The organism is Isoptericola sp. NPDC056578 (assembly GCF_042793275.1).
GTDB lineage: Bacteria > Actinomycetota > Actinomycetes > Actinomycetales > Cellulomonadaceae > Isoptericola.
In genome coordinates this window covers 24,346-43,489 of sequence record NZ_JBHTVC010000011.1, presented here as the reverse complement: position 1 = coordinate 43,489, position 19,144 = coordinate 24,346, and the positions used below count along the sequence as shown (strand labels likewise).

The following is a 19,144-nucleotide window of genomic DNA, read 5'->3' as shown; positions in this document are numbered from 1 at the left end:
GTGCCCGGTCACAGTCGTCGTGGCCGGGCAACGACTAGGTAACACCACGAAACCTGAAGTTGACAATCCCGGGAGCCGTGTCGCTACTGTGACCGTGCACAGCCACACTGTCGTGAGTCGCCCAGCGCTCCCTGCCTGACGCGGCGGTGCGATGGTCCTTGACGAGGAGGAGTCATGCGCCTGACCACAGGCACCCGGATCGCGGCCCTCGCCGCCGCCACCGCGCTGCTCGCGTCCGCCTGCTCCGGCGGTGGCGACGTCGCCGGCACGGACGACGGCGGGTCGGCCGCGGGCCCCGTCGAGCTCACCTTCTGGACGTGGACGCCGAACATGGAGAAGGTCGTCGACCTCTGGAACTCCGAGCACCCCGACATCACGGTCACGGTGAACAAGCAGGACGGCGGCGACCCCGCCGTCACCAAGCTGCTCACCGCGATCAAGGCCGGCTCGGGCGCGCCCGACATCATGCAGGCCGAGTACCAGAAGATCCCGCAGCTGGTGTCCTCGGACGCGCTCGCGGACCTCTCGGGCTCGCTGGGCGACGACGTCGCCGGGCACTTCGCCGACGGCGTGTGGGACGCCGTCACCCTCGGGTCGGACGCCGTCTACGCGGTGCCGCAGGACTCCGGGCCGATGCAGTTCTACTACCGGGCCGACATCTTCGAGAAGCTCGGCATCGACGTCCCCACCACGTGGGACGAGTACGCGGAGGCGGCGCGGAAGGTGCACGAGGCAGACCCGAAGGCGTACCTCGGCACGTTCTCCGCCAACGACGCGGGCTGGTTCGCCGGCATCACGCAGCAGGCCGGCGCGTCCTGGTACGGGATCGACGGCGACGCCTGGTCGGTGGACATCGACTCCGACGCCACGACGAAGGTCGCCGAGTACTGGGGCGGCCTCGTGGAGGAGGGCGTCATCGACAACAGGCCGATGTACACCCCCGAGTGGAACGCCGGCCTCAACGACGGCACCCAGGTGGGCTGGCTGTCGGCGATCTGGGCGCCCGGCGTCCTGTCGGGCAACGCCGCCGACACCGCGGGCAAGTGGGAGATGGCGCCCATGCCGCAGTGGGACGCCGACGCGCCCGCCACCGGCGCGTGGGGCGGCTCGGCCACCGCGGTGACGTCGCAGTCGGAGCACCCGGAGCAGGCCGCCGAGTTCGTCACCTGGCTCAACACCGACCCGGAGGCCGTGCAGGCGCTCGTGGACGAGACCGGCATCTACCCGGCCGACGTCCCCGCGAGCACGGAGGCGCTGAGCGACCCGCCGGAGTTCTTCTCCAACCAGCCCGACTTCTACGAGGTCGCGGCGCAGACCGCGCAGACCGTGCAGCCGTTCACCTACGGGCCGAACATCAACGTCGCCTACTCCGCGTACAACGACGAGTTCGCCAAGGCCACCAAGGCCAAGACGGCGAGCGCGTTCCTCGACGCCGTCGGCGCGATGCAGCAGATCACGCTCGACGACCTGAAGAACCAGGGGTTCAGCGTCAGCGAGTGACGACGCGGGCCGCCCGGGGCGGGGAGACCCCCCGGGCGGCCCGACCCGCGTCGACCACGATCGCCGTCGAGCACGATCGGCGAAGATCCGAGAGGGAAGCCTGAGATGACCACGACCACCGCCGCGCCGCCGGCCCGCGCGACCGGGCCCAGCACGTCCGGCCGGCGCCGCCTCGCCCCGTGGGGCTTCCTCGCGCCGGCGATCGTGCTGTTCGTCCTCTTCCTGGCGCTGCCGATCGCGTACGCGGTCTACCTGTCCTTCCGCACGGAGAAGGTGAGCGGTCTGGGCCTCGGTTCGGGCTCGCGCACCGAGGTGTGGGCGGGGCTGTCCAACTATGCGGCCGCGTTGGGCGACCCGGAGTTCCTCGCGTCCGTGGGGCGCGTGGCCCTGTACGGGCTGATCGTCGTGCCGACGATGCTCGGCCTGGCGCTGCTGTTCGCGCTGCTCCTCGACTCGCGCCGGGCGCGGACGCGCACGTTCTCGCGGACGGCGATCTTCCTGCCCTACGCGGTGCCGGCCGTGATCTCGTCCCTGCTGTGGGGCTTCCTCTACCTGCCCGGGGTCAGCCCCTTCTACGACCTGTTCGAGCGGTTCGGCTGGGACGTGCCGTCGCTGTTCGAGGGCGACCTCGTGATGTTCGCGGTCGCGAACATCGCCGTCTGGGGCGGCACGGGGTTCAACATGATCGTCATCTACACGGCGCTCAAGGCGGTGCCGTCGGAGCTCTACGAGGCGGCCGAGCTGGACGGCGCGTCGCAGGTGGCGGTCGCCCTGCGGATCAAGATCCCGATCGTCACGCCGTCGATCATCATGACAGCGGTGTTCTCGATGATCGCGACGCTCCAGGTGTTCGCCGAGCCCACCACGCTGCGCCCGCTGAGCAACGCCATCTCGACCACCTGGACCCCGCTGATGAAGGTGTACCGCGACGCGTTCACGCGCGGCGACCTCTACTCGGCCGCCGCGACCTCGGTGATCATCGCCGCGGCGACGTTCGTGCTCTCGTTCGGCTTCCTGCGCCTCGTGCAGGGCCGCGCCTTCGGCCAGGAGAAGTGACCATGACGACGCTGACCAGCCCGCTGCCCGCCGACGCCCCGGCCGCGCGCTCCGACGTCCGCCGCCCGGCCGCGAAGGGACGCCGCCACTGGCGCGGCGCCGGCGAACGGCCGTCCCCGGTGGCCACGGCCGTGCTCCTCCTGGGGGCCCTGTACTGCCTGCTGCCGGTGGTGTGGGTGGTGATGGCCTCGACCAAGTCCGGCGCCGAGCTGTTCTCGAGCTTCACGTTCGCGCCCTCCACCCACCTGGCCGACAACGTCGCCGACCTCTCGGCCTACCGCGACGGTCTGTTCTGGCGGTGGATGCTCAACACGGCCCTGTACGCCGGTGTCGGCGCGGCGGCGTCCACGCTGGTGTCCGCGATGGCCGGCTACGGCCTGGCGAAGTACACGTTCGCCGGCAAGAACGCGGTGTTCAACGTGCTGCTCGCCGGCGTGCTCGTCCCCGCCATCGTGCTCGCGATCCCGCAGTACCTGCTGCTGGCCGAGCTCGACCTCACCAACACGTACTGGTCGGTGCTGCTGCCCAGCATCATCAGCCCGTACGGCATCTACCTGGCGCGCATCTACGCGGCCGCTGCCGTGCCCGACGAGGTGGTCGAGGCCGCCCGGACCGACGGCGCGAGCGAGACCCGCACCTTCTTCCAGGTGGCCGTGCCGATGCTGGTGCCCGGCCTCGTGACGGTGTTCCTCTTCCAGTTCGTCGCGATCTGGAACAACTTCATGCTGCCGTACATCATGCTCGGCGACGACAAGCTGTTCCCGATCACGGTGGGCCTGTCCGGCCTCCTCAACCAGGGCGCCAGCCAGCCCGCCATGTACACGCTCGTGATCACCGGTGCGCTGCTGTCGATCGTGCCGCTCGTCGCACTGTTCTTCGCGCTCCAGCGGTTCTGGCAGGTGGACCTCGCCGCGGGCGCGGTGAAGTCGTGACGCCTCCTCGCGCCGGTCAGGCCGGGGCCGCTCGGGTCCCTAGACTCGCGGGCGTGGAAGGAACGGGTGGGCACGGGGCCGACGACGGCCGGGCGAAGCGGCCCACGATCCGCGACGTCGCGGCGGTCGCGGGGGTGTCGCGGGGCACCGTCTCGCGGGTCATCAACGGCGGGCACTGGGTGTCACCCGACGCGCGCACCGCGGTCGAGGAGGCCATCCGCACCACCGGGTACCGCGCGAACCCGCACGCCCGCTCCCTGGTGACGGGGCGCGCCAACTCCGTCGCCTTCCTCCTCACGGAGGAGCAGCACCTGCTGTTCGAGGACCCCAACTTCTCCCTGCTCCTGCGGGGCGCCACGCACGCCGCCGCCGAGCGGGAGATGCCGATGGTGCTGCTCGTCGCGGGCACGGACCAGGAGCGTCGCCGGGTGGCGCAGTACCTCGAGGCCGGGCACGTGGACGGGGTGCTGCTCATCAGCTCCCACCGCGGCAACCCGATGATGAGGGAGCTGCTGCGGCACGAGATCCCCACCGTCGCGTGCGGCGTCCCGCTCGGGTACGAGGGCAAGGTCGGGTACGTCGCCGCCGACGACCGGTCCGGCGGGCGGACGATGACGCAGCACCTGTGGGACACCGGCCGGCGGCGCATCGCCACCATCACCGGCCCCTTGGACACCCCGGGCGGCGTGCTGCGTCTCGAGGGGTACCGCGAGGTGCTGGGCGACGCCTACGACCCGGAGCTGGTCGTGCACGGCGACTACTCCCGCGAGAGCGGCCGCCTCGCGATGGCCGAGCTGCTGGAGCGGCGGCCCGACGTCGACGCCGTGTTCGTGCACTCCGACCTCATGGCCGCCGGCGCCCTGGTCGCCCTGCAGGCCGCCGGCCGCAGCGTGCCCGGCGACGTCGCCGTCGGCGGCTTCGACGACTCCGGCGTCGCTGCGCAGCTCCACCCGCCGCTGACGACGATGCGCCAGCCCTACGAGCGCATCAGCGCCGAGATGGTGCGGCTGCTGCTCGAGGTCGTCGACGGTCAGGAGCCCGCGGCCATCACGCTGCCCACCTCCCTGGTGGTGCGCGAGTCGGCCTGAGCGCCGCGGTCCGTGCCGCTGACGGCGCCGCCGACCGTGTCCGTCGGTGACGGCGGGTGGGAGCGAAGCTCCTGGGAGAGGCGCTCGAGCAGCAGCGCCGGCTCCAGCTCGGCCGGCGGCACCACGCCGTCGGGGACGACGACGCCCACCACGGCGAGCGAGCCCTCGACCACCGTGCCGATCGTCGTGGTCCGGAACGCCAGGTCGTCATCGGCACGCTCGTGGACCTCCACGCCGAAATAGCCCGGCCCGCCGGCGTCGAACGGCTCGCCGAGGTGATCCTCGTACCACCGGGGGCCTGCGGGCGTCCCGACGTACGCGACGGACAGGAGCTCCGCGCCGCGGTACTCCTCCCACGCGGAGCCGGGGTCCAGGAGATAGTCCGCGACCCTCGACGCCTCCTCCTGCAGCCGCCAGACACCATCCGATCCTCGTGCGGTGTCGAAACCGGGGCCCGGGGGAGTGGCGACATAGCTGTACACGTCGACGCCGTCGACCCGCACGCCGGAGATTCCGGACGTCGACTCCGGCGACCACCCACCGGTCAGTGCGAACGGGGCGTGGAACAGCGGGGCGATGCCCGTGGCCCGGACGGGCTCGACGAGCCAGCCCGCCCCCGCGAGGCCCCGGTCCAGCCACCACCGCTCCACCGGGAGCTCGGCCGTGTCGTGCGCGGGGAAGTCGGCGGTGGTGAACACCCAGCGGTCCGCGATCCAGGTCTGCGCCTGCTCGAGCTCGCGCTGCCGCTGGCGGTCCGTCGCCGCGTCGAGCGCCCGGGGGACGGTGACGAGCGCCACCAGGAGGAGCACGAGCACCACCGCCGGCGTGACCTGCGGGTTGGCGAAGACACGCTTCAGCACGGTGCTCATCGACCTCCTCCGGCGGGCTGGGACATGTCCTTGAACGCGCCCCAGAACTGGCGGGCGACGGAGAGCTTCTCGTGGTCGGCGGCGGCGACGTCCGTGCTCTCGGTGCGCCGCATCGCCTCGTCGAGCGGGATGCCGAGGTCGAGGTCGTGGGCGAGGTAGAGGTCGTGGATCGTCGTCGCGTACCGGGTGTACGTCTGGTGGCCGACGTCGCCGACCTCGGCCCGTGCCTCGGCGACCGGGCTGCTCGTGTCGAGGAACTCCAGGCCCTTGGTCGTCGCCGTGGCGGCCAGGGCCTCCGCGCTGCTGCGGCCGAGGGTGCCGAGCCCCAGCGTGTCGCCGGCCAGCGAGATGAGCGCCTCGCGGGTCTCGACCTCGTCGTAGGCGGTGGCGAGCGTCTCGGCCTGCATGGCGCCCGTGACCGCACCCACCCCGCCGAGCACCTGCTCCGCGAGGTGGTAGCGCGGCGCGGTGTCGACGTCGTAGGCGCCGGACGTCGCGACCTCGACCATCGCCGCCGCATAGCGCTCGGTGGCTCCCAGCCAGGCCCGCGCGGCCTCGGGGCTGCGCGACGTCGCGGCGACGACGTCGCGCAGGGCGAACGCGTCGAGCTCCGGCTGGAGGACGTCGGCGCGCCGTCCCGTGCCCGCGGCGAGACCGTCGTCCGCGTCGATCCCGGGTGCCGGGGCGGGCTCCGGAGGCCCGTCCTCCGATCCGCGGTGGAGCGTCTGGTCCAGGGTCGCGTCGCCCACCGACGGCAGGTACGGCTCGTACGCGCGCGCGACGTCGGCGCCGGCGTGGTCGTCCAGCGTGGGGCCCGCGAGCAGCCCGGACGGCAGGACCGGCGTGGCGTGCGAGACGAGGACGGCGGCCCTCCGCTGGTCGGCCTGATGGTGCGACGTCGTCCCCTCCTCCACCGCGGCGGCGAACGCGCCCGCGACGGCCCTGCCGTCGTCGGGCCAGCCCCCGTCCGGGACCCACCCGAACCAGCGCCGCACGCTGCCGGCGACCTGGGCGTCCTGAGCCGGGGCGAGCCGGTCGAGCGCGAGCCGTGGGTGCCGGGCGTAACCCGCCAGCACGGCCGCGGCGAGCGGCGCGGTGATCGTGGCGTCGACGAGGGCCTCACCTCCGAGGCCGCCGCGGGTGCCGGTGGCGGCCGCCTGCTCGTCCGCGCGGGCCTGCCACCTCGCGTCGAGCGCGTCGCCGGCGGCGGCGTGCGCCGCCGCGGGGAGCTCGGCGGGCAGGAGCGTCGCGGCGATCCGGGACCGCTCGCCCAGGCCGAGCGGCCAGTCGCCGACGCCGGTGACGACGTCCCGCCCGAACTCGCGCAGCTCCGCGTCCGACGCCGTGCCGGCCCAGGCGGCCGCGCCCTGGGCCAGGGCGGTGCGCAGCTCGGTCGGGACCGGCCGGGTCGGGTCGAGGGAGGTCGGTCCGAGCGCCAGGTAGAGGTCCTGCGGCGTCGTGGTGTCCCAGAAGACGGCCCAGAACGCGGGGTCGTCCGCGTGGCCGGTCAGCACGCGGCGGACGTCGTCCCGGAGCTCGCGACGTGCGGTGTCGTCGCCGCCCGACGCGGCGCGCGGCAGCAGCGCGACGACCCGCCGCGCGGCGTCCCCGGAGGCCACGAGCCCTGCCGGGTCGGCCCCTGCGGCGGTGACAGCTCGGACCGCACGGACGTCGGCGAGCGCGGCCAGGGTGGTGGCGGCGCGGCGCGACGCCTCGGCCTTGGCGTCGCGGGCGGACCGCCAGCGCGCTTCCGCCGCCGCGACGTCCTCGCGCGCCGCGGCGACCTCTCGTTCCGCGACGACGAGCCGCTGGTGCGCCTGCCCCGGGTCGCCGAGCGGCGTCGCCGCTCCCGGCACGCCGACGTCGGGGGCCGCGGGGAGGAGGCCCGGCCCGGCGATGTTCCACGTGGAACGCCGGGCCTCGTCGGCCTCGGACCGCCACCGCGCCTCCCGCCACAGGGCCTCCGCCCGGTCGGCGAGCGCCCGTCCCGCGGCGGACCGGGCGTCGCCGAGCGTGACCGCGTACCGGTGCAGGGCGCCGGCCGCCGCCTCGAGCAGGCCGCCGCTCGCGCGGGCGTCGTCGGCCACGGTGGCGACCCGCCCGCGCGCCCGCTCGACGGCGGTGCTGCGCTGACCGTCGAGCGACGCGTGCACCCGTAGCAGCTGTGCGTGCACGTCCGCGAGCCGTGCCGCGGCGCGTGCCGCGGCGTCGGCGGCGTCGACCAGCGCGGGCGGGCTGCCCGTCAGCGCGCCGAGCTCGCCGTCGAGGGTGCCCTGTCCGCCGCCGCGCTGCCCGCCGTGCCGCACCTCGGGCCTCATGCGCCGTCCGCCGTCCCGGCAGCGCCGAGCAGCGCGGCCAGGTCGCGCACGGTCCCGCGCTCCGCACCGGCGAAGACCTCCGCAGCCTCCGAGAGCCCCGCGCCGAGCGACTCGAGTGCGCCGACGAGCGACTCGTGGGCCGACCGCCAGGCCGCGGCGAGGTCCTCCACCGCGGCCGACAGGGCGACGTCGCCGCTCGCGCCCGGCGCCGCGGCCGCGGTGAGCGCTCCGGCGCGGGCGCCGGCGAGCGTGGTGGCGCCCGCGCGCAGGTCCGCGCCCACCGCCGCGAGGGTCGTGGTGTCGAGGTCGAGCTGGGTCATCCCGTCCCTGTTCGTCGTGGGTCCGTCGGAGGCTGCGCCGGGGCGCGGGCACGACGCTAGCGACGGTGGGACCGGGCGGGTCGAGGTTATCCACAGGGTCGGTCGGGTGGGTGAGTCCCATCAGGTCAGGCCCATCAGGTCAGTCCCACCAGACGCGGAACCACGGCCCGTCGTCCGTGCCGCCGTCGAGCCGTCGCCCCCGCCAGGGCGCGACCTCGTCCGGGGGCGCGTGCATGTCGTCGACACCCAGCGCGGCGAGGGCGCGCACGACGTCGGCCCTCTCACCGCCGGGCCCCTGCGGTCCCTCGAGGCGCACGCCCGGGCCCGGCCGGAGCAGCACCCCGGTCACGGTGATCCGTTCGTCGCACCACAGCGGCCCGACGACGTACCCCTGCGCGCGGACGCGGTCGGGGTACCGCACGACGGCCCGCAGCACCGTGCCGAGCGTGGGGCCGAGGTTCTGCCGCTCGGTCGCCAGCTCCGCCTCGTCCAGCCGCTCCAGCAGCCCGGCGGCGGTCCGTTCGTCCAGGGCGGCGAACGGGTAGAAGCCGGGCGTGGTCGAGCCGGCGAGCACGGGCTCCAGCAGGACGTCGAGCCCGTCGTCGAGCAACCAGCCGTGCCGGCCAGGGCAGCCGCCGTCCCGGCCGCCGTGGTGGGGTCCGCCCGCGGCGGCCGCGAGCTCGCGCTCCCGGGTCCACGCGGTGCGCAGGTCGACGAGGTCGGGCGGGACGAAGCGGGCGGGACCGGGGGCCGGCGAGGTGGGCGGGGGCGGCGTCGCGACGGGCATGGGTGGCTCCTCGGGTTCGGGGCGTCCGGGGCGGGCGTCCGTGGCCGAGCCTCGCGGGCGGCGGCCGTCGTCGAGGCGCCCGGGCCCGCGGCCTGTGGACACGCGGAACCTGGGGGCAGGCTCCCACTCCCGGAGCGCCGCGGCGACGTCGTGCCTGGTCACGACCGATGAGTTCGGGGGTGGCGCGCCGTCTTCCCCCACCACAGGATGAGAACCCCATCAGGCCGACGGAGGCACCCCATGAGCACCCAGCAGACCTTCACCGTGGACGTGCCCGGCGCCGTCCTCACCTACGACGTCCGCATCCCGGCCGCCCCCGGCGGGCACCCGCCGCTGTTCCTGCTCGGGTCGCCGATGGCGGCGTCGGGCTTCACCCAGCTGCTCGGGCACGTCGACGACCGCGCCGTCGTCACGTACGACCCGCGCGGCACGGAACGGAGCACGCTCGCCGCCGGCGGCGCGGTGTCGGTCGAGCTCCACGCCGACGACTTCCACCGCGTGGTGGCCGCCGCCCGGCCGGTGATCGGGGACGGTCCCGTCGACGTGTTCGCGTCCAGCGGCGGCGCCGTCAACGTGCTGCCGTGGATCGTGGACCACCCCGACGAGCTGGGCACCGTCGTGGCGCACGAGCCCCCGCTGTGGGCGCTCCTGGAGGACCGCGACGTGCAGCGCCAGGTCACCCGCGACATCGTCGAGACGTACGAGCGGGACGGTTTCGGCCCCGCGATGGCGAAGTTCATCCAGGTCTCCATGCAGGACGCGCCGCTCACCGAGGACTACCTGACGCAACCCGCGCCCGACCCGGCCGCGTTCGGCCTGCCCACCGAGGACGACGGCTCCCGGGACGACCTGCTGCTGAACGGGAACATGAAGGCCCTGCCCTGGTTCGAGCCCGACCTCGACGCGCTGCGCCGCACCACCGTGCGGCTGGTGCCCGCCGTCGGCGAGAAGGCGCCGGGCTCGATGCCCCGCCGCGGGGGAGAAGCGCTGGCCGCGGCGCTCGGCCTCGACACCGTCGTCTTCCCCGGCGACCACGGCGGCTTCGCGTCCAACGAGTGGTCCCCCGGCAACGACCCGGCGGCGTTCGCGGCCCGGCTGCGGGAGGTGCTCGCCGGCTGACGGCGGGCTGCCCTCAGATCCGCACCCCGGCGTCGCGGCCGATCCGTTCCAGCCCGGCGATGCCCGCGGGGGCGTACTCGAGGTACCGCTCGACGGCGGCGCGCACCTCGGGCCGCGCGGTCTCCTCGGGCGGGACACGGGCGGGGTTGAGCAGCACGGAGTGCGCCCAGGCGGCGAGGTCCGGGTCGGCCATGAACGTCGCGGCGGCCCGCGCGCCGCGGCCCTGCATGGCCGCCCAGTCGGCGGGCGTGCTCCAGTAGGGCGTCGGCGGGCAGAGGGCGTTCTTCTCGGCGTCGGGCCGGTCGTGGCGGGTGCCCTCCACGTAGCCGACCAGGGCGGCGCAGAACGGCGGGAACCCCGCCCGCACCGACTGGAGCGTGATCCGCTCGTCCCAGATCGGCAGCCCCGGGCGCACGTGCAGGCCGTACGACGCGCAGTGCACGACGACGGCGCCGTGCGGGAGCGCGACCTCGCCGTCGTCGAGCACCAGCCGTCCGGGCTCGACCCGGCGCAGGTGCCCGTCGCGGACGACGCGGGTCACCGACCGCAACAGCTCGAGCTCCCACCGGCCGAGCGTCGGCGTGCGGGCCATGGTCGGCACGACCGCCGGGTCGATGCGCGTCATGACGCCCGCGTCCTCGAGGCGCAGGAAGAGATCGTCCGCCGACGAGGCGTCGTAGGCCGAGGCCATCAGCGTCCCCGCCATGCCCAGGAAGACCGCCGGGTCCGGCTGGACGACGGCACGGTCGAGCATCCACGGGTCCCGCGGCCGCACCCACAGGATCGCGTCCGGGTCCACCCCGCGCCCGAGCAACCACACCACGGCGTCGGTGGCCGTCTTCCCCGACCCGACGACGACGTAGGCGGCGGCCTCCCCGACGTCGGGCAGCGCGCCCGCGGGGACGACGTCGGCGCCGTCGTCCACGTCGAACGGCGGCGGGCCCACGGCGGGGATGGACGGGGCGAGGTAGCGGGCGTCGACCACCCGCCGGCGGACGCGGGGCTCGACGACGTCCCCCGAGGCGAGGTCGACGAGCAGGCCGTCGCGGTACTCGTGCCCGCCGAGCAGCTCCACGCGCCCGGTCGGCAGGAGCCGGTCGGCGAGCACCCGGGCGAAGTACGCGCAGATCTCGGGGCCGGTGGCGCGCTCGTGCATCCCCTGCTCCGGGCCCGACTCCTGGACGCGCCCGGAGCCGAGGCGGGTCGACGCGACCCCGTAGAACTGCGACGCCTGGTGCAGGCGGACGAACGGGTACGCGTCCAGCCAGTGCCCGCCCGGCGCGGCACGCCGGTCGACGAGCGTCGCGTGCGCGGTCGGGTCGTGGTCGACGAGCGCGTCGACGAACGCGATCCCGGCCGCCCCGGCGCCGACGACCAGGTAGTCGGTGTCGACCGAGCGGGTCATGTCTCCAGTGACCCACCGGCGTCGCGGGGCGGTCAACGGGCGGCGGGGGTGATTGAGCGTGCCCGGGGCGACGCCGCGCCGGCCCGGCCCGGACGGTCGGCCGGAGGATCAGTCGTCGCCGCGCTCCTGGACGACCTTCCCGTCCTGGGTGCCGACCCGGTAGTCGGTCTCGACGCCGTCCACCAGCACCGTGACCGACCAGTGGTACCGGCCGTCGTCCTCGTCGAGCTCCGCGTCGTCGAGGTCGCCGCCGGACGTCGCCACGGTCCGCTCGATCGCCTGGGTCAGGGAGAACGTCGCGTCGGCCAGCGCGCGGCGGTCGTCGGCGTCGAGGTCGTCCTCCTGCGTGCGGACCACCTCGGTCCCGTCGGCGCTGACCTCCACCTCGATGCTGATGGTGCCGGTCGCGACGTCGACCTCCCACGTGTTGTCGCGGTCCGGGTCGTCGATGGCGAACGCGGTGCCGCCCGCCTTCTTCTCCGCGGTGGCGATCGCCAGCAGGCCGGCGGCCGTGCGGTGCTCCGGCTCCGCGGACGCGCTCGGCGACGTGCCGTCTGCCGCACCGCCGTCGTCCGGCGTGGTGTCGTCGGTCGTGGTGTCGTCGGTCGCGCCGGCGGACGTCGTGGCGTCCCCGGCGGGCGCGCCGTCGTCACCGGAGCCGTCGGCGCAGGCGGTGAGGGTGAGGCCGAGCGTCAGGGCGAGCGCGGCGGGGACGGCGAGGCGGCGTGCGGTGCGGTTGCTCATGACGACGATCCTCCGGGCGGTCGGTGGCCCCCGCATGAGATGCGGATGTGAAGACCCTCATTCAGCACCTGGACAGCCGCGACCGGGCCTCTTTGCGGCTTGGCGCGACGACACAGGCCGCCGGGATGATCCGGGCAATGCACCGGGGCGGTATGCGAGTCGTGGATTGAAGCCGCGGGCCGGCAGGCCCTGCCGCTGCAAGTTGGCTTAGCGCGAGCACCGCCTGGGCCTGCCTGACGGCTTGGAGAAGCGAGCATGTTCCGGTTGCGCGAGAGAGGATGTCACTTCGGGTACGTCACAGAAGTAGAAGCAGGCGGGCCTAGTCTGCTGGGCATCGAACGTTGGGGGGAGCCAATGCGGCGGATCGTTGGCATCGGGGTGGCCCTGGTTTTGGCGCTCCTGGCCGGGTGCAGCGGTGGAGCCGGCGAGCCGGATGCCCCTAGCGACTCTGCGACCGCCGCCACGGCGGCGGAACCGGTCATGTCGGACGCCGACCGGGTCTCCACCGCCGAGGGCCTAGTAGTCGCAGAACTCCCTGATATTCCGATTTGGGAGGGCGTTACCACGATAGGCACCGTGGTGGACGACGCCGACGTGTGCGTGGACCGGACCTATGGCGAGGACGGGGGTCCGGACGGCGCGGGAGGCAGCGCGGGATATGTCGTGGTGACCTTTCCCGGCGAGACGATGGGGGAGCCGAAGGACGGTACCTGCGACGACCTCCTCAACGCCGGCGCAGCCCCAGCCGTCCGGGCCGGATTCCCAGAGTTCTACTCGACGTGCACCGACGACCGTGGCGACGGCTCGAACGGAGTTGATATTGAAGAGGTGTCACTCTCCAATGACGGATCGCTCGTGTTCGCGTCGGTGACGTTGTCGGAGCCCATCGAACCGGCGGACGTGAACGATCTGAGCTTCCTCACGCTCGCACGCTCGGCGGACCGGGAAAGTAGTTACCAGTTCGGGACGAAGTTCCTCGACGGGGCGGAAATAGCGAACTTTGTGTTCGACATGAACGCGAGCGATCAGGAGAGCGTGACGAACGGCGCCGTGTTCGCTGACGGACAGGTTTCGGTCCGCTACCCGGTCGCATTGCTAGAGCCACTAGGCAGCGACTTCACCTGGGTGTCGACGGTGACGCAGGACGGCAAGGATGTCGACTCTTGCGGCGATGAGAACAGCCCGAACGTCGCTGAGCCCGAAAACTGACCGGGGCCTTCACCAGCCCATCAATGGGCACGCCCCCGCTGGCCCCGCCGAGTCCTAGCCTGGAGCTGCTCGGGGCGGCCGTCGAAACGAGCGGGCGGCCGCTCCGGGTGAATTGGTCGCTTAGGGCGTCTGCCTCCTGATCCCCTGGGCTACCTTGACCGCGTGGTGTTGACCCAGGCTGTGCCCTCGCCCGAGTTCCTAGGCGTGGACGCCACCGGTTGGGCTGCTGTCGCAGCCATCGGATCACTTTTCGCCGCCCTCGCGACCCTGATCACCGCGCTGGTCATCCATCGCGCCACCGGGGCGCGTCCCCGCATCAGCGTCCAGCTCTCCGTGATCTCCGACGGAGTGACGTTTCACCGAGCGGCGGCGCGTAGCTCATCTCAACAGGACAAGCCTCGGTGGCCCCCGACGACCGGAGTGGAGGCCATCACGGTCCGGGTCGAGAACAAGGGGCGGACGCCGCTCACCGCGAGCACTCCGAGGTTCGAGATTCTCGCGCCCTTGTGGCACAAGGACCGCTGGTGGGGCGCGTCGCGCCGGAAGCGCTGGGAGATTGGTACTTACGCCTTCGCCGGCGAAGGCGTCGTGACCGGTGACCGTGTCCGCGTGGAGCCTCACGACTACGCGGAGTACTTGTTGGATGCCCGACCGCTCATGGCGTCGCCTCACCGGCCCCCCGACGGTAGGGATCGACGATGGCACCATCTTCGCGTGCGGGTTCGCGTCGCGGGCCGCCGCGATGCCGTCGCTCGCTGGACGCCCCTGTTTCTGACGCCTGGGCAGTCGCAGTTTTCCGGCTCGCCGGAGACGTTTCGACAGTTCGTGCGCCGCTACTTCATGAGGGACGCGCTCTTTCGCGCGAGGTCGAAGGACCCCGGAAGCGGGCCGAACACGGTTGGTGCGGGCGACCTTGCAGCGTCCATGGTGCTGTTCGGCGATAAGGAGCCCGCTGCCGCGAAGCTGAATGCAGCCCGTGTGCGCGAAGTCCTAGCGCACCACTACGACGACGCCGGATCGCAGACGCTCTACTTTTTCATCGCCCTCCGTGACGGAGGATTCTTGACGGACGACGAGTATCAGGCAGCGACCGGCGACGTTCCGGGCAACCCGCCGGTAGTTGCTGACGACGACGGCACCGGGTCCGAGCCGTCCGGCCCTGGCGAGCGGACCGACCCCAGTCTCTGAGCGTCGCAGGCTCCCGGTTGTGAGTGCCGGCGTGAGAGCCGGCATGGGAACGCCCCTCCCTGACTGGTGCCAGGGAGGGGCGTTTCCGTTGGAGTTCCGGGGATTCTGGTCCCCGGAGGGTCGGAGTGGCCGGATCGGACCGGACCTCTTGCGGTTGACGCAGCGTCAACCTCTACCGTTGGTGTCATGACCCGTTCCATCCAGGACGTCGCCCGGCTCGCCGGTGTCAGCAGCCGCACGCTGCGGCACTACGACCAGATCGGTCTGCTGCCGCCGTCGGGCACCGGTTCCGGCGGGCTGCGCCGGTACGACGACGCGGCGGTCCGCCGTCTGCAGCGCATCCTGCTGCTGCGCGACCTGGGGCTGCCGCTGAGCGACGTCGGCAGGGTGCTCGACGAGCAGGCGGACGAGGCCGGCGCGCTGCGCCGCCACCTCGGCCAGCTCCGTGCCGAGCAGGACCGGCTGACGCGGCAGATCGCGTCGGTGGAACGGACCGTGACCGCGATCGAGAAGGGAGAACAGCTCATGGCCGAGGACATGCTCGACGGCTTCGACCACACGCAGCACCAGGAGGAGGTGACCGAGCGCTGGGGCGCCGACGCGTACGCGAGGAGCGACGCGTGGTGGCGCGGCCTGGGTCCCGCCGGACAGAAGGAGTGGCAGGCGCGGACGACGGAGCTCGGCGACGCCTGGGGCGACGCCGCCCGCCGCGGCGTCGCCCCGACGTCCGACGAGGCGCAGGCCCTCGCCGCCCGGCACGCGGCCTGGCTCGGCGGCATCCCCGGCACGCCGGGCTCCGAGCGGGGTCGGCCCACGAAGGAGTACGTCGTCGGCCTGGCCGAGATGTACGTGGCCGACCCCCGGTTCGCGAAGAACTACGGCGGCACCGAGGGCGCGACGTTCGTGCGCGACGCCCTCGTCGCGTACGCGGAGCGCGAGCTCTGACCTGCCCCGGACGTTGTCAGGGTGCGCGCCATACCCGCGCGCACCCTGACGACCCGGCGGGTGGGAGGATGCCCGGGTGAGCGACGACTGGGCGGCGCAGCGCACGGAGGCGGCCCGCGTGCAGGCGGATCGGCTGCGCGCGCGGCAGGACGCCGAGCACACGGAGGCGGAGGCGCTGCTGCGCGACTTCGTCCGGGCCGCGGCGGCCGCCGGGCTGGAGCCCGAGCCGCTGCAGGTCAAGGGCTACGGCGGGCGCGGGACGGCGCGCACGTCGCTGCGCGGCTGGTACCTGCGGCACGACCGCACGGCGGCCGTCACGGCCGACGGCGCGTTCTACGTGCTCACCGCCCCGCTGACGCTGGTCGACCGGGTGCGCGGGGCGCGCGTCGAGCCGCAGCGCCCGCCGATGATCCTCGGCGCGGGCGGCAAGGACGGCAGCTCGATCGAGCTCGTCGACGCGCTGGAGCGGGTGCTGCCCGGCTGGCGGGACGCCGCGACGTAGCGATTCGTCGTCGTCCTGTGCAGGGACGGCGACCGAGCGCTACGTCAGCGCCTCGCCGACCGGCCCGGCGACCTCCGGCAGGGCCAGGTAGCCCGCCCACGCGCCGTCGTCGAGGCGGTACGCCGCGGCGTGGAACCCTGGCGCCCGGTTCGTCACGCGCGGGGCCTCGATCGTCGGCGACGCGGGCCCCCGACCTGTCGGCAGCGGGAAGACGTCGGGCGTGAGGTCGTGCAGCGCGAGCAGGTCGCGCGGGTCGCGAGGACTCACCCAGCGCCCCACCTGCGCGGGGAACACCAGCGGCGCGCGCGACTCCAGCGCCTCCCGGACCGCCCGGATGCCGAGCGGCGAGCCGGGCGTGAGCAGCAGCGGCACCTCCGGACCCGAGGCCCGCGCGGCGAGCACCGAGTACGCCACCACGCTGCCGAGGGAGTGCGCGACGACGGCGGCGGGCTCGTCGCCGGCCGTCGCGTCGGCCAAGGCGTCGGCGAGGCCCGCGTCGATGGCCCGCCGGACGGCGTCGTCGTGCAGATAGGCGTACACGTCGCGCGTGAGCGTGAGCAGGACGGCGGCGCTGACGCCGGGCACGACGCGGTCCACGAGCGCCAGCGCCGCGACGACGGCCTCGACCAGCGCGTCCCCGAGCGCGCCCTCCACGACGGCGGGCGGCGCGGCGCCGGGGCCGTGGCCGGCGCCGGCCAGGACCTCGCGCACGACGTCGAGCAGGAACCGCAGCTCGCCGTCCGGCAGCCCGCCCACGAGCCGGGGGACGGCCGCCGGGTCCGCGGCCAGCGCGTGCACCGTCACGGGCGGCGGCGTGCCGCCGTCGACCAGCCGCTCCAGGGTGTCGCCGTAGTAGACGAACGACGCGTCGTCGTCCGTGGGCCGCAGCGGCGACCCCGCCGCGGCGAGCCCCGCGCCGAGCGCGCCGAGCCACTGCGTCTCCAGCGCCTCCGGGTCGCGTCCGTCGAGGTCACGGCCGTGGACGAGCACCAGTCGGGTCACGCGGGCGACGGTACCCACCCGCGTCGGCCGGCCCTCGCGGACGCGCCGCGCGCGGGGCGGCGGGCGTGGGACGCTGGGCCCATGGGGAACACGGAGGACGTCGCAGCCCTGGTCGCCGAGGTCGAGCAGCAGGAGCGCGAGCTCGTGCTCTCCCGGTTCACGCACGACGACGCGTGGCAGCTCGGTTGCCTGCTGGTCGAGCTCGCCACCGAGCGTGGCCTGGCCGTGACGGTCGACGTCCGCAAGGGGTCCCAGCAGGTGTTCCACGCGGCGCGCGAGGGCACGACGCCGGACAACGACTCGTGGGTGCAGCGCAAGGTGCGCGTCGTGGAGCGGTTCGGCGCGTCGTCGTACCTCACCGGCCTGCGCGCGCGGGCGAAGGGCGAGGACTTCAACGCCAAGCACCAGCTGCCGCTGCAGGAGTATGCGGCGCACGGCGGTGCGTTCCCCGTGCGGGTCGAGGGCGTGGGGATCGTCGGCGTCGTCACCGTGTCCGGGCTGGCGCAGGCCGACGACCACGCGCTGGTCGTCGAGGCGCTGCGCGTGCAGGCCGCCGGCGGCGCCTGACCGGCGCGACGCCCGCCGTCTACGGTGGCCCCGTGCCCGCGCTGCTCCTGACGAACGCCCGCCTCGCCGGCCGGCCCGGCCGGCCCGTCGACCTCCTGCTCGACGACGGCCGGGTCGCCGCGGTGACGCCCGCGGGCTCCCCGGCCCCGGTGCCCGTCTCGACCCTCCCCGAGCGGGTCGACGTCGACGGTCGCACGGTGGTGCCCGGGCTGTGGGACGCGCACACGCACCTCACGCAGTGGGCGATGGTGCGCCAGCGCCTCGACGTGTCCGCAGCGACGAGCGCCGCGCACGCCGCCGCCCTGGTGCGCGACCGGCTGGACCTGGCCGCGCCGCCCACCGGCGGCACGCCGCTCGTCGGCTACGGCTTCCGGTGGGCCACGTGGCCGGACGACCCAACCGCCGCGGTGCTCGACGCCGTCGCCGGGGACGTGCCCGTCGTCCTCCTGTCCGGCGACCTGCACAGCGCCTGGGCGTCGACGGCGGGCCTGCGCTTCCTCGGCATCGCGGAGCACCCCACCGGGCTGCTGCGGGAGGAGGAGTGGATGCCCGCCAGCCCGCGCATCGTCACGGTGGACGACGCCGTGGCGGACGCCCTGGTGGTGGACGCGGCCCGCGCGGCCGCCGCCCGCGGCGTCGTCGGCGTCGTCGACTTCGAGGTGGCGGACAACCTCACCGCGTGGCGACGCCGGGTGGCCGGCGGCTGGGACGGCCTGCGCGTGCGCGCGGGGGTGTGGGAGCAGCACCTGGACGCCGTGCTCGACGCCGGGCTGCGGCACGGGGACCCGCTCGGCCACCCGCAGGGGTCCGACCTGGTGACGCAGGGCCCGCTCAAGGTGATCAGCGACGGGTCGCTCAACACGCTCACGGCATTCTGCTTCGAGGAGTACGCGGGCGTCGCCGGGCCGGACGCGCACGGCATCCTCAACATCGCGACCGACCAGCTCGCGCCCCTCATGGCCCGCGCGCACGCCGCGGGACTGCGGTGCGCGATCCACGCCATCGGCGACCGCGCGAACTCGCTCGCCCTCGACGCGTTCGAGGCCTCCGGGGCGCGGGGATCCGTGGAGCACGCCCAGCTGCTGCGCGCCGACGACGTGGCGCGGTTCGCGGCGCTGGGCGTCACCGCGAGCGTGCAGCCCGAGCACGCGATGGACGACCGCGACGTCGCCGAGGAGCTGTGGCCGGGCCGCACGGCCCGCGCGTTCCCGCTGGCGGAGCTGCGCGCCGCCGGGGTGCCGCTGGCCCTCGGGTCGGACGCCCCCGTCGCGCCCCTCGACCCGTGGACGGCGCTCGCCGCCGCCGTCACCCGCTCCCGCGACGGCCGCGCGCCCTGGCACCCCGAGCAGCGGATCGACGTGCGCGCCGCGCTCGAGGCGTCCGTCGACGGCCGCCCGCTCGACCTCGTCGTCGGCAGCCCCGCCGACCTGGCCGTGCTCGACGTCGACCCGCTCGCGCTGCCCGCGGCGCACGGCTCCCTGGCGCACGACGACCCCGTGGCGCTCGCCGACGCGCTGCGCGGCACCGCCGTCGCCGGCACGCTCGTCGCGGGCCGGTGGACGCACCGCGCCCTCTGACGCCCACCAGCGCGTC

18 protein-coding genes are annotated in these 19,144 nt (G+C 74.3%); 11 read left to right on the top strand and 7 right to left on the bottom strand.

Translation table 11 applies throughout. The features are described from left to right. The first annotated feature begins 174 nt into the window (after positions 1-174). The 4 genes from ACFQ80_RS06750 to ACFQ80_RS06735 all read left to right on the top strand — a co-directional run bounded on the left by ACFQ80_RS06750 (position 175) and on the right by ACFQ80_RS06735 (position 4,576). Complete coding sequence (locus tag ACFQ80_RS06750; RefSeq protein ID WP_430563071.1) at positions 175-1,500, top strand: ABC transporter substrate-binding protein; 1,326 nt, start codon at positions 175-177, stop codon at positions 1,498-1,500. A gap of 105 nt (positions 1,501-1,605) precedes the next feature. After that, the gene (locus tag ACFQ80_RS06745; protein ID WP_430563070.1) at positions 1,606-2,556 is read left to right on the top strand and encodes a carbohydrate ABC transporter permease; all 951 of its coding nucleotides are present in this window, start codon (positions 1,606-1,608) and stop codon (positions 2,554-2,556) included. Positions 2,557-2,558: 2 nt separating this feature from the next. Beyond that, positions 2,559-3,488 (top strand): carbohydrate ABC transporter permease, encoded by a 930-nt coding sequence (locus tag ACFQ80_RS06740; RefSeq protein ID WP_430550998.1) that lies wholly within the window; start codon positions 2,559-2,561, stop codon positions 3,486-3,488. 53 nt (positions 3,489-3,541) lie between these two features. Further along, positions 3,542-4,576, top strand: a complete 1,035-nt coding sequence (locus ACFQ80_RS06735) for a LacI family DNA-binding transcriptional regulator (protein WP_430550999.1) — start codon at positions 3,542-3,544, stop codon at positions 4,574-4,576. Here ACFQ80_RS06735 and ACFQ80_RS06730 read toward each other — a convergent pair. The 4 genes from ACFQ80_RS06730 to ACFQ80_RS06715 all read right to left on the bottom strand — a co-directional run bounded on the left by ACFQ80_RS06730 (position 4,519) and on the right by ACFQ80_RS06715 (position 8,870). Beyond that, entirely contained in the window at positions 4,519-5,445 is a 927-nt protein-coding gene (locus ACFQ80_RS06730; protein WP_430563069.1) for a hypothetical protein, read from the bottom strand. The two genes, ACFQ80_RS06735 and ACFQ80_RS06730, sit on opposite strands and share 58 nt — an antisense overlap. Beyond that, entirely contained in the window at positions 5,442-7,763 is a 2,322-nt protein-coding gene (locus ACFQ80_RS06725) for a hypothetical protein (RefSeq protein WP_430563068.1), read from the bottom strand. The genes ACFQ80_RS06730 and ACFQ80_RS06725 overlap by 4 nt, the downstream gene beginning before the upstream one ends. Next, positions 7,760-8,083, bottom strand: coding sequence for a hypothetical protein (locus tag ACFQ80_RS06720; protein ID WP_430563067.1), 324 nt, complete (start codon positions 8,081-8,083; stop codon positions 7,760-7,762). The genes ACFQ80_RS06725 and ACFQ80_RS06720 overlap by 4 nt, the downstream gene beginning before the upstream one ends. A gap of 139 nt (positions 8,084-8,222) precedes the next feature. Further along, positions 8,223-8,870 (bottom strand): hypothetical protein, encoded by a 648-nt coding sequence (locus ACFQ80_RS06715; protein ID WP_430563066.1) that lies wholly within the window; start codon positions 8,868-8,870, stop codon positions 8,223-8,225. 240 nt (positions 8,871-9,110) lie between these two features. Between ACFQ80_RS06715 and ACFQ80_RS06710 the strand changes: the two genes are divergently transcribed. Beyond that, positions 9,111-9,989 (top strand): alpha/beta fold hydrolase, encoded by an 879-nt coding sequence (locus tag ACFQ80_RS06710; protein WP_430563065.1) that lies wholly within the window; start codon positions 9,111-9,113, stop codon positions 9,987-9,989. Between the two features lie 13 nt (positions 9,990-10,002). On the opposite strand, the gene ACFQ80_RS06705 is transcribed toward ACFQ80_RS06710, so the two are convergent. Both ACFQ80_RS06705 and ACFQ80_RS06700 read right to left on the bottom strand, forming a co-directional pair. Then, positions 10,003-11,394: a pyridine nucleotide-disulfide oxidoreductase gene (locus tag ACFQ80_RS06705; RefSeq protein WP_430563064.1), complete on the bottom strand. Its 1,392-nt coding sequence runs from the start codon at positions 11,392-11,394 to the stop codon at positions 10,003-10,005. A gap of 108 nt (positions 11,395-11,502) precedes the next feature. Continuing rightward, entirely contained in the window at positions 11,503-12,138 is a 636-nt protein-coding gene (locus ACFQ80_RS06700) for a hypothetical protein (RefSeq protein WP_430563063.1), read from the bottom strand. A 480-nt stretch (positions 12,139-12,618) separates the two neighbouring features. On the opposite strand from ACFQ80_RS06700, the gene ACFQ80_RS06695 reads away from it, so the two are divergent. The 4 genes from ACFQ80_RS06695 (at position 12,619) to ACFQ80_RS06680 (ending at position 15,982) form a co-directional block, all read left to right on the top strand. After that, the gene (locus ACFQ80_RS06695) at positions 12,619-13,347 is read left to right on the top strand and encodes a hypothetical protein (RefSeq protein ID WP_430563062.1); all 729 of its coding nucleotides are present in this window, start codon (positions 12,619-12,621) and stop codon (positions 13,345-13,347) included. A 162-nt stretch (positions 13,348-13,509) separates the two neighbouring features. Then, entirely contained in the window at positions 13,510-14,535 is a 1,026-nt protein-coding gene (locus ACFQ80_RS06690) for a hypothetical protein (RefSeq protein WP_430563061.1), read from the top strand. 186 nt (positions 14,536-14,721) lie between these two features. After that, on the top strand, positions 14,722-15,480 hold the full coding sequence (locus tag ACFQ80_RS06685; protein WP_430563060.1) for a TipAS antibiotic-recognition domain-containing protein: 759 nt from the start codon (positions 14,722-14,724) through the stop codon (positions 15,478-15,480). Positions 15,481-15,556: 76 nt separating this feature from the next. Further along, positions 15,557-15,982, top strand: coding sequence for a hypothetical protein (locus ACFQ80_RS06680; protein ID WP_430551008.1), 426 nt, complete (start codon positions 15,557-15,559; stop codon positions 15,980-15,982). 39 nt (positions 15,983-16,021) lie between these two features. Here the strand turns inward: ACFQ80_RS06680 and ACFQ80_RS06675 are convergent, their stop codons facing one another. Then, positions 16,022-16,984, bottom strand: a complete 963-nt coding sequence (locus ACFQ80_RS06675) for a hypothetical protein (RefSeq protein ID WP_430563059.1) — start codon at positions 16,982-16,984, stop codon at positions 16,022-16,024. Positions 16,985-17,065: 81 nt separating this feature from the next. Between ACFQ80_RS06675 and ACFQ80_RS06670 the strand changes: the two genes are divergently transcribed. Together ACFQ80_RS06670 and ACFQ80_RS06665 are read left to right on the top strand one after the other, a co-directional pair. Further along, on the top strand, positions 17,066-17,551 hold the full coding sequence (locus tag ACFQ80_RS06670; protein WP_430563058.1) for a heme-degrading domain-containing protein: 486 nt from the start codon (positions 17,066-17,068) through the stop codon (positions 17,549-17,551). Positions 17,552-17,583: 32 nt separating this feature from the next. Continuing rightward, on the top strand, positions 17,584-19,128 hold the full coding sequence (locus tag ACFQ80_RS06665; RefSeq protein WP_430563057.1) for an amidohydrolase: 1,545 nt from the start codon (positions 17,584-17,586) through the stop codon (positions 19,126-19,128). Positions 19,129-19,144: the final 16 nt, after the last annotated feature.